Source organism: Paenibacillus rubinfantis, assembly GCF_001486505.1.
Lineage (GTDB): Bacteria > Bacillota > Bacilli > Paenibacillales > Paenibacillaceae > Fontibacillus > Fontibacillus rubinfantis.
This window is the reverse complement of sequence record NZ_LN909061.1, coordinates 167405-177378: the sequence shown is the minus strand read 5'-3', so window position 1 is coordinate 177378 and position 9974 is coordinate 167405. Positions and strand designations below refer to the sequence as shown.

At 53.1% G+C, this 9974-nt stretch carries 8 protein-coding genes and 1 rRNA gene; 1 reads left to right on the top strand and 8 read right to left on the bottom strand.

Translation table 11 applies throughout. From position 1 onward, the window contains the following. Positions 1–199: ribosomal RNA gene (locus BN3277_RS03355) — 16S ribosomal RNA — on the bottom strand; the annotation flags it as partial. A gap of 315 nt (positions 200–514) precedes the next feature. After that, positions 515–1393 (bottom strand): nucleotidyltransferase-like protein, encoded by an 879-nt coding sequence (locus tag BN3277_RS03350; RefSeq protein WP_059040884.1) that lies wholly within the window; start codon positions 1391–1393, stop codon positions 515–517. 146 nt (positions 1394–1539) lie between these two features. Between BN3277_RS03350 and BN3277_RS03345 the strand changes: the two genes are divergently transcribed. After that, on the top strand, positions 1540–1920 hold the full coding sequence (locus tag BN3277_RS03345) for a DUF2614 family zinc ribbon-containing protein (RefSeq protein ID WP_059040883.1): 381 nt from the start codon (positions 1540–1542) through the stop codon (positions 1918–1920). 90 nt (positions 1921–2010) lie between these two features. Here the strand turns inward: BN3277_RS03345 and BN3277_RS03340 are convergent, their stop codons facing one another. From BN3277_RS03340 to gatA, 6 genes are all read right to left on the bottom strand, one after another. Next, entirely contained in the window at positions 2011–3744 is a 1734-nt protein-coding gene (locus BN3277_RS03340; RefSeq protein WP_059040882.1) for a glycosyl hydrolase family 18 protein, read from the bottom strand. Positions 3745–3882: 138 nt separating this feature from the next. Beyond that, positions 3883–4311: a peroxide-responsive transcriptional repressor PerR gene (perR, locus tag BN3277_RS03335; protein WP_059040881.1), complete on the bottom strand. Its 429-nt coding sequence runs from the start codon at positions 4309–4311 to the stop codon at positions 3883–3885. Positions 4312–4455: 144 nt separating this feature from the next. Continuing rightward, positions 4456–6273 carry a DUF4097 family beta strand repeat-containing protein gene (locus BN3277_RS03330; protein ID WP_059040880.1) on the bottom strand — a complete coding sequence of 606 codons (1818 nt, stop codon included), beginning with the start codon at positions 6271–6273 and terminating at the stop codon, positions 4456–4458. Positions 6274–6458: 185 nt separating this feature from the next. After that, a complete protein-coding gene (locus BN3277_RS03325; protein ID WP_232436312.1) occupies positions 6459–6917 on the bottom strand; it encodes a GNAT family N-acetyltransferase in 459 nt (152 codons plus the stop codon). 72 nt (positions 6918–6989) lie between these two features. Continuing rightward, entirely contained in the window at positions 6990–8429 is a 1440-nt protein-coding gene (gene gatB / locus BN3277_RS03320) for an Asp-tRNA(Asn)/Glu-tRNA(Gln) amidotransferase subunit GatB (protein WP_059040879.1), read from the bottom strand. A 33-nt stretch (positions 8430–8462) separates the two neighbouring features. Then, the gene (gene gatA / locus BN3277_RS03315; RefSeq protein WP_059040878.1) at positions 8463–9917 is read right to left on the bottom strand and encodes an Asp-tRNA(Asn)/Glu-tRNA(Gln) amidotransferase subunit GatA; all 1455 of its coding nucleotides are present in this window, start codon (positions 9915–9917) and stop codon (positions 8463–8465) included. Between the last annotated feature and the right edge of the window lie 57 nt (positions 9918–9974).

The following is a 9974-nucleotide window of genomic DNA, read 5'->3' as shown; positions in this document are numbered from 1 at the left end:
CATGCGATAGACTTGCGTATCCGGTATTAGCTACCGTTTCCGGTAGTTATCCCAGTCTTACAGGCAGGTTGCCTACGTGTTACTCACCCGTCCGCCGCTAACCCTCAGGAGTGCAAGCACTCCATCAGGTCCGCTCGACTTGCATGTATTAGGCACGCCGCCAGCGTTCGTCCTGAGCCAGGATCAAACTCTCCAATAAAGTGTTTGACTTGCTCATTTCAAAACAAACTGACGAGATTTAAAATCTCATTGTATTACTCACTCGTTGTTCAGTTTTCAAAGATCAAACTTTCATTTCGTCGCCATTGTTTTGTTTCAGCAGCGACCTTTATAATATATCACATTCGCCTCTTTTAAGTCAAGAAGTTTTTTTCGAAGGCTTTTCGGCATCCGCCGATTTACGCTTCAGAACTTCACTGCCTTTTTAGCGGCGAGATATAATTTATCACAGATCCAATAGGGTCGTCAACCCGTTTGTACCAGGTATAATTTGGAAGCCGGCAATCTGCCGAAGTTACACTCTGTATCGTAACTCCCGGCTATCTCCAGCTCCCTCCTTATGGGCTTTGGTGATCTCCTGCGCCAAGGAACGGAACACCAATTTGCGCAGCAATAACGGAAGCTCGTCCCTAACATGCTCCAGGTCGGGCACCTGCGCCAACTCCTGAATGCTCCATGCTTCCTTCCTGCTGCCTAAAACTCTTAGCAACAAGCTGCAACAATCGGCCATTTTGCTGGCCAAAGTGAACTCGCAGGCCAATAAAACGAGTTGGATCCGCTGCTCCAGCGTCTCGGAATTTTCCGTCAGCTCATCGAACAGCTTATAGACAACCGAGTTCAGCGGGCGTACCTGTTCCCACACGCTGCTTTCCGGAAGAATCCCCTGCTCGATCAATTCAAGGCGAGCATAATGCTTCAGCGCCTGCAACACGCAATAATAGGCATCCAGCAGATCCTGCTCTGCCGTATAACGCTTGGCTTCTCCATACACTTTGAGGAATTTAGCGAATTCCTTCAGCTTCCGCCGTTCCTTCATCGGTTCACCAAATTCGTTGATATAGGAACGGAAATCCGTCAGCTTCCCATCAATGTCCCAGATGATCTCTCCATGCAAAAAGTATTTTACGGAATCCCGCTGATCTCCAATAAGTATCCCTTGTTCAATTTCGCGACTGCCGACATGCAGCAGCTGATAAGCCGATTCTCCGCTCATGCCGTGTTCGATGCGCTGTTCCGTCTCCTCCAAGCCATGGTGCACAACCATAATGAGATACTCGAAATCATGCAGCAGCGAGTCGTGAGAGCCGGCATGATCCAGGCGATATCCGACTGCTCCAATGGCCCCATGCCCGGCTTTCTCCTCGTCCAAGATCGAAAAAATGGTTGTTTCCACGGATACCCTCCCAGCTTGGCGTATTCCTGCCGATTCGTTATAATATAGTTCTACGCCTAGTCTAAGTTTCCTTCTTGTTTTTTGGAGCACTTGGAAAAAGTCGAGGGGAAAGCCCCTATGAATAGCCAAAGAATCGAGGTGGTCCAATGTTCTTTAAATCGAGCAAAATTAATGAATTTCGTTTATGGGGTCTACTGTTGACCATGCTTGGAATGGGCCTGATGGTCCTGGGAACCGCCGGAATCGTGTTCTGGGGGCAATCGGGAAAAGTGGTCGCTGCCATCGGACTCGTCATTGGCTTAATCGCTATGCTGGCGAGCTTGGGCATTTATTTTTGGGCCGGCATGCTGTCCACCTCTGCGGTGCAGTTGGAGTGCCCAGAATGCCATAAGTTAACCAAAATGCTGGGCAAAACGGATCGTTGCATGTTCTGCAAAACGATTTTGACCTTGGATCCGGCGCAGGCGACGGTTACCGCAGAGCAATTGGAGCAGCAGCAAGCTTCCGGCGTTTCAAGCCAAAGCTAATCAACTAAACGCGCTCTGATCGAAATACACAAAACAAAGCGGACCCTGCCCCATCGGCAGCGGTCCGCTTTGTTTGTGAAGAGCTGAGCCCTATTTCTCAATTTGCCGCAATGTTTCCCAGGCCTCATCTGAAGCAAAACCTCGGGTCCAGGTAGAAATACCGCCCAGCTTAAACGACTTGGCTAATTCCACGCGGCGTTTTAGCGATTCTGCATCCTCCAGCCAGATCCGGTGACGACCTTCCTTATCTTTGTATTCCACGTAATTTTGTCCCGTCTCTTCTGAGAAGGTGGGCTTTAATTTTTTCTCGGCGATAATTTGCTGCGCTTTGTCCATCCCGATCGCTTTAGAGCTAACCTCCGTTTTGCCATCCTTTTCGATTTCCGTCCAGATGCGAGTATAGAGCGGGATGCCCAGAATCAGCTTACTGGGTGGTACATCGTCCTCCTCCAGAATACGGGTCACCGACGACTGTACCCAGGGCAGCGAAGCGACCGAACCGGACACCGGGCTGGCCGCCCAATGCTCATCATATGCCATCAACACGAGGTAATCCACCACTTCTCCTAAAGCCCGGCGGTCCAAAAAGGCCGACCACATCTCGCTGTTCGATTTCGGGGTCACGTCGATCGATACGATCAACCCTTGCTCCTCGGCCAACGGGCGAAGCTCGCGCATGAATTGGGTCAGATTATCCCCATCCTGGGTATAGACATTTTCATAATCGATGTTAATGCCGTCTAAATCATAGATTTTCGCGTAATGAAGCATTTGCAAAATGGTCGTCAAGCGATTCTCGAAACTGGACAAGGCCTTGGAGGTCAAATCCGGCTCAAAGCTGTTGCTAAACAAGCCCCAAACCTGCATGCCCTGTCCGTGTGCCCATTTGACGTAGGCGCTGTCCGCCTTGCTCTGCACGTTGCCGTTGCCGTCCACCAGCGAAAACCAGGTAGGGCTGACTACGTTCACACCGGGCAGTTTACCGATAGAGGACGGTTTGGGGGCCACTTGGTACACGGCTTCCCAGGTCATGTTGACCGTTTTGGACTGCCATTTCTGTTTGGCTGCGGACAACTCCAATTTCAGTTCCGGAACGAAACGTTTCTCGCCCGTCACCACGTCCTTCTGCCGTACGTATCCGGTATACCCGTTATCCAGCTGGACATAATACCATTCAGCATCCGGAACCTGTAAAATCCGCAGCGCCGTATCCGCCTTCATATCAGCCAAAATCGGCTCATGAATACTGGGTCCGGTGCGGAGCGGAACGGTACCGTCCTTCTTGCCGGAACCCAGGGATACAGTAGCTGGCAGGATGCTCTCCCCCGTCCGGTACAACAGCACGGCACCGGAGGATGCATCCTCGCGAACCTCGGCCCCGTACAACTCCTGGAGCAGATGCGCCGGGAGATAGAGAACCCCGTTCTTTTCCTCAGGTGCAAATCGCAGTTCAGTTGTTTTATTGTTAATTTTAGCGATCTTCTCGTCCGCCTTAAGCAAGACCAATTTCCGAGGCGTCGTCAAGATCACCGACTTGGTGTCTTCCTCATAACGAATCGTAGGTTCAATAACCTGTTGAATCACGGGAAGCGGAAGCTTGAGACTATCCCCCGACCCAATCCCGGTGCCGTCCAGCAATTGGCCCTCCGCAAATAAAGGCTTATCCACTCGGCCCAGCCATTCGGGGTCAACATGCTCGCGGTTAGGCAACCATACCGATTGAGCCCAATAAAGTCCTGCTATGATAAGGATGAGTCCAAATAACCATTTGGTTTTGCTCCTGCCGCGTTTTTTTCTTCGATATGTGTCTTTTCTGCTTTTCAAGGACAACCCTCCGTATAACAATCTCCGTCTATTAATAATAACTTATGAAGTCGTCCGAAAGTTACCGTAAAAAATAAAAACGTGTAGAGCTCCCGAGGGAATTCCGCACGTTTTCTGATGTTCGCAGGATTCGCAACTTTAATGTTCCATACGGCATTCGCTGCATACTCCATGCAATTCCAACCGGTGTCCGTGAATCTCAAAACCGGTTGCTTCTGCCGCTTTGCGCTCCACATCCTCCAAGGAAGGATACATGAAGTCCTCAATTTTTCCGCATTTCTCGCAAATGACGTGATAATGATTGGACACATCGGCATCAAACCGGCTCGAATTGTCCCCGTATGTCAATTCCCGGACCATGCCGGCTTCAATTAGCATTTTCAAGTTATTATATACCGTAGCTACGCTCATGTTCGGGAAGCGGGGCTCCAAGGACCGGTAAATCTCGTCCGCGGTCGGATGGCTCATCGATTCCATCAGGTACGTAAGTATGGCGTGACGCTGCGGCGTAATGCGGACACCATTGTTCTTGAGTTGGTCCAGGGCATGTTGTACGCGCGTTGTCATCTCGTCCACCGCCTTCTAAAAGCTCATTCCTTAATAATAGTTATGCTAAAAAAGCATCTGAGATTATTGTACGTTTAGGCCAAAAGTTTTGTCAACGCAAGATCAACGGCAGAACACGAGGGCTCCGCCTGATTTTACCGGTGTTCAGCTTTTATTCACATATAGATCGCTGTTGCCGTCAATCTTCAGCTTATAATCGCCGCTTCCGAGCGTACCATGAATTTCCTTGCGATCGACCGCAAAAGGCAGCTCCGTGAAAATATCGCCATACCCGCTGGAACCCTCCAGCTCATAATTTCCTGTCTCCGGAAGCTCCAGCCGAAGCTCACCAACCGCACTATACACATCCCAGTCGCCGCCGACAAAGCGCGAGCTGATATAGATCTTGCCGTTCAGCGATTCGGCCTGCAACTCCCGCGGAACGCCGTCTACCCGGATATTTCCGTTCTTCGTCCGCGCCTGGATGCCATCCTGCGCTTCGGTCAACGTGATATCGCCCACCAAGGTGGACATGGCGACCTCGCCGGTAATGCCCCGCCCCTTGATATTGCCTCCCTGCGTATCCACTTGGGCCTCGCCAAAGATCCGGTACATCTCCACGTCTCCGTTAAGCGTCTTGGCTGAAACGTCCCCGATCACATCCCATAAGCGTAGATCGCCGTTTCCGGTTTGCAGCTTTGCCTGCTTCATCGTCTGGACGCCGGTTAAGGTGATCCCGCCGTTTGACGTCGTGATGTCCAGATCCAAAAACCGGTTTTCGGGGACGATCAAGGTGATATTTACGCGTGGGTGACGGCGACCCGACTCGCCGTAAGCCTTGTCCTTGACGGATAAACCCAGCGTTTTGCCTTCGTTCACTTCGACCGATGTCACCGCCGCGATTTTGCGGGCATCCTCCGTACCCAGCTGATCGATCCAAACAATATAACGGACGATCACGTGGTCGATCTCCGCTTTCCGCACCTCGATATCCCCGTTCATCCCATCCACGACGATCCGTTCGGTGCCCAGGTTGATTGGAATGTCCAAGTGAGGCTTTTCGACGCGATAGCCTTCTTCCGCGCTATACTCCGACCCCGCCGCCGTCAAATCCAGGCTGACCCGGTTCCAAACATGCATATATTGATCCTGCTGCGTAATCGCGAACACGGAGAAGGCCATAAACATAGACAACAGCAGGCCTTTCACGTCTACGCGAGGGCGGCGGCGCCCTTGCGTTTTCTTCATAGAATTCCAAGCTAATATCAGAATATGCTCGATTCCCCACAAAACGAACACCATTGGCCACCATTTAATCAGCAGCTGCATCTCGTCCCGTCCCATTATCGCGTCCCGCAGGAGAATCACCGCGACCGCCAGCAGCAAGGCAGCGGCAGTCAAGCGTCCCGACCGCAGGAACGCCCGTTTCGATTCGCGCAGAATCAGCAGTAACGCCGCCAAGACCAACGCAACCGCGACTAGGTAGACCCCGGCGTATTGCACCAGCAATTGCAGCCAAAACGGCTTGATCCGAAACATAAACAGGACGGCGCCCCCGCCAATTAGCAGCGCACCCGCTCCGATACCTTGCTGGAGACTTCTGCCGGATGGCGGATCTGCAACGGGAAGCGAGCTCGTCCCATGCTCTTTTTTCAAACGGGCATTATGGGCATCGGTGGATTGAAGAACATCGTAAATGCTGAAGAAATACGCCCCGGGAATTAACAAACCAAGCCAAATCAACAGCGGTACGTTAATCGCCATGCGGACGGAAGAGAAGTAGATCAAAGCCGAAGCATCAATTAAGACGAAATACATGAAGCTAAGGCCGCGTAAATAAAGGCTCAGATACAAATGACCCAATCCCGGAAGCAAGGCGGACAGCAGACAAGCGATCAGCTTGCGCTTGCGTCGCCGCGGCTGATATCCCTTCGTTCGCGTCTGCGATGGCCGCGGGTCCATGGACTTCAGATCCGGCGTCATCTCTCCATCCCCTTTCCTTCTTGAGACTTCACCCGTACGGATACTTTCGTTCTTTAATCATAACCGAAATCAACTTCATCTGTAACGTGGAATGAACTGGACCTGGTGGACAAGCTTGATTTTCCCATGAAAAAAGCACGCTCTCCAACCCGGAAGCCCCGGTTCGAGAGCGTGCCTCTTCCTTATTAACGGTACAGCCGAAAAATCGTCAATTCAACGCCTGCGGCGGAATTGACCTGCTGAACCGGTCGAAACCCATATTTGCGGTATAACGCAACCGCAGGGTCATTTAACGTACTGGCGGTTACCGTAAACGTTTGTTTCTCCGCATGGTTGTCAAGGATGAACTGCAGCAATTGGGCCCCAATGCCTTGGCGTAAATGATCCGGGTGAACCATCAACCGGGTGATTTCCAAGGTTGCAGGCAACTCCTCGCGAATCGCGATGGCTCCCAGCAACTCCTCGTCCTCTGTCAGCTCGCCAAAAAACACCTCACTGCTTGTACGGATGGAATCAAACGTATCCGGCAGCGGCGGCGTTTCCTTCAGCCCAACCGCCTGGGCTTCCAGCCGGTAAGCCGAATGCTGCAGGCTCCACAGCTGCTCCACGATATCCGCGTCCTTCAGCATCAGTTGCTTGATCACCGGTTGTTCCCCCTTGGATCGCCCGTCCCGCATCCCATGCGGTAAGCGCTCGATCTCCTTACTCCGTACTCGTTAGCCCTTCAGCACTTCCACCAGCAGCTTGTTGACCAACCCCGGGTTGGCTTTGCCTTTACTTTGCTTCATGACTTGGCCAACGAGGAAGCCTATGGCTTTCTCCTTGCCCGCTTTGTAATCCTCAACGGAAGCGGGATTGTTGGCTACTACTTCTTGAACGATAGCCAAAATCGCCCCTTCATCGCTGATTTGCACCAGTCCCTGCTCCTCCACGATCTGCTGCGGCAGCTTGCCGCTTTGCAGCATTTCTTTGAACACCGTTTTGGCGATTTTGGAGCTGATCGTGCCTTTTTCCAGCAGGCCGATCATTTCGCCAAGACCTTGACCGGTCAGCTTCACGTCGGACAACTCCAGCGAATTGCTGTTCAGATAACCCAACAAATCGCCCATGATCCAGTTCGATACAGCTTTAGCATCTTTCGTATACGCCAGGCTGCTTTCGAACAGGTCCGCCAACGCTTTGGAGGATGTAATGACGCCGGCATCGTATTCCGGCAGGCCGTATTCCGAAGTGTAACGGGCCTTCCGAGCATCCGGCAGCTCCGGAATCGACACGCGGATTCGATCCTTCCACGCCTGATCGATATGCAGGGTAACCAGGTCGGGATCCGGGAAGTAGCGATAATCATGCGCTTCTTCCTTGCCGCGCATCGAGAACGTTTTGCCCTGGGTTTCGTCCCAACGCCGCGTCTCCTGTACAACCTCTCCGCCCTCGTCCAGAATCTCGGCTTGGCGCAGCTGTTCATACTCCAAACCGCGGACCACGCCGCGGAACGAGTTCATATTCTTGAGCTCAGCACGCGTACCAAATTCCTTCTGACCGTGCGGCCGCAAGCTGATGTTGGCGTCGCAGCGCATCGAGCCTTCCTCCATTTTCACGTCGGAAACCTCGCAATACAACATGATTGCCCGCAGCTTCTCCAGATACGCCCGCGCTTCCTCCGGCGAGGAGATGTCCGGCTCGGACACGATTTCTACGAGCGGTGTACCAACGCGGTTAAAGTCCACGAGCGATGCGTAACCGCCATCCACGTGCGTCAGCTTGCCCGCGTCTTCCTCCAGGTGCAGGCGGGTAATCCCAATCCGTTTCGTTTTACCATCCACTTCAATATCGATATATCCGTTCAAGCCAATCGGCTGATCGTATTGGGAAATCTGATACGCTTTTGGCGAATCGGGGTAGAAATAGTTCTTCCGGTCGAACTTGCTGACATCGCCGATTTCGCAATTCAGCGCCATCGCCGCTTTCATCGCGTAGTCGACGGCCTGGCGGTTCAGCACCGGCAAAACGCCGGGATGCCCCAGGCAAACCGGGCAGGTATGCGTGTTGGGCGGGGCGCCGAACTCAGTGGAGCAGCCGCAGAAAATTTTCGTTTTCGTATGCAGCTCCACGTGCACCTCCAACCCGATCACCGTTTCATATTTGGATGTTGACATGGCCTATCCTCCTGCAAAACATTGATATGGAACCTACAAGGCGGGACGTTGTTTGTGATGATCCGTATTCGCTTCAAAGGCGTGAGCCACGCGCAATACCGTGCTCTCGTCAAACGGCTTGCCGATGATTTGCAGCCCGACTGGCAGGCCTTCGGCAAATCCGCACGGCACGCTGACAGCGGGAACCCCTGCCAAGCTGACCGGAATCGTCAAAATATCGTTTAAATACATCGTCAGCGGATTATCAACCTGCGAGCCCAGCGGGAACGCGGTGGTTGGAGCCGTTGGCCCGAGAATCACGTCGTATTTGGCAAAGGTCTGATCGAAATCTTGTTTGATCAGCGTTCTGACCTTTTGAGCCTTCAAATAGTAGGCATCGTAATAACCCGAGCTCAGCGCATAGGTTCCCAGCATGATCCGGCGTTTCACTTCCGGGCCAAATCCCTGGCTGCGCGAATCGTAGTACAGGTCCAGCAGGCTGCCGGCATGGTCGGCGCGGACGCCGTAACGAACGCCGTCGAATCGCGACAGGTTGGACGAGGCCTCCGACGACGCCAGCAGGTAGTAAGCAGCAACCGCGTACTCCGTATGCGGCAGCGACACTTCCTCCCATACCGCGCCTAGACCTTCAAGCACGCGCAAAGCTTCCATGATGGAAGCCTTCACCTGCGGGTCAACGCCGTCCAAATATTCCTTCGGCACCGCGATGCGCAGACCGGCGATGTCACCGGTAAGGGCGCTCAAGTAATCCGGTACCTCGACGTCGGCCGAGGTGGAATCCTTCGCATCGTGGCCGGCGATCGCCTGCAGAACGTACGCAGCGTCCTCGACATTCTTGGTAATCGGCCCGATCTGGTCCAGCGAAGAGGCGAACGCCACGAGTCCGTAGCGCGAAACCCTGCCATAGGTCGGCTTCAGGCCAACCACACCGCAATAGGAGGCAGGCTGGCGTATCGAACCGCCGGTATCGGAACCTAGCGTAAAGAAGGCTTCGCCTGCAGCAACCGCCGCTGCCGAACCTCCGCTGGATCCGCCCGGCACGCGGCTTAAGTCCCACGGGTTGCGCACGGGATGGAAGCTGGAATTTTCGTTGGAACCGCCCATCGCGAACTCGTCCATATTCAGCTTGCCGACCGTGACCGCTTCGGCTTCCTTCAGCTTCGTGACTACCGTAGCGTCGTAAATCGGATCATAGTTTTTCAGAAATTGGCTGCCGCATGTCGTCAACAACCCCTCGGTCACCATGTTGTCCTTCACGCCAACGGGAAGCCCAAACAGCAAACCGCGAGCTTCTCCCTTCGCCAGCTTGTCGTCCAAACGGGATGCTTCCGCACGGGCCCCTTCTTCATTTAACGTCAAATAGGCGCCGATCTTCCCGTCGTACTCTCGGATTTTGGCGAACGCTTCGCCAACCAAGTCGGAAACGGACAACTCCTTGTTGTGAAGCCGATTATGTATCTCCTGCAAACGCAAATCAAAAAGCGCCAATCTAAGCTTCCTCCTTTATGAAACCCCTAGTTATTTCAAAAACGATCGATGAACTTC

What these genes read in the sequence shown, in the direction of transcription:
- BN3277_RS03345 (WP_059040883.1), top strand. Translation starts at nt 1,540, where the DNA reads ATGTTCTTTAAATCGAGCAAAATTAATGAATTTCGTTTATGGGGTCTA.
- perR (WP_059040881.1), bottom strand. Translation starts at nt 4,311, where the DNA reads ATGACAACGCGCGTACAACATGCCCTGGACCAACTCAAGAACAATGGT.
- BN3277_RS03330 (WP_059040880.1), bottom strand. Translation starts at nt 6,273, where the DNA reads ATGACGCCGGATCTGAAGTCCATGGACCCGCGGCCATCGCAGACGCGA.
- gatB (WP_059040879.1), bottom strand. Translation starts at nt 8,429, where the DNA reads ATGTCAACATCCAAATATGAAACGGTGATCGGGTTGGAGGTGCACGTG.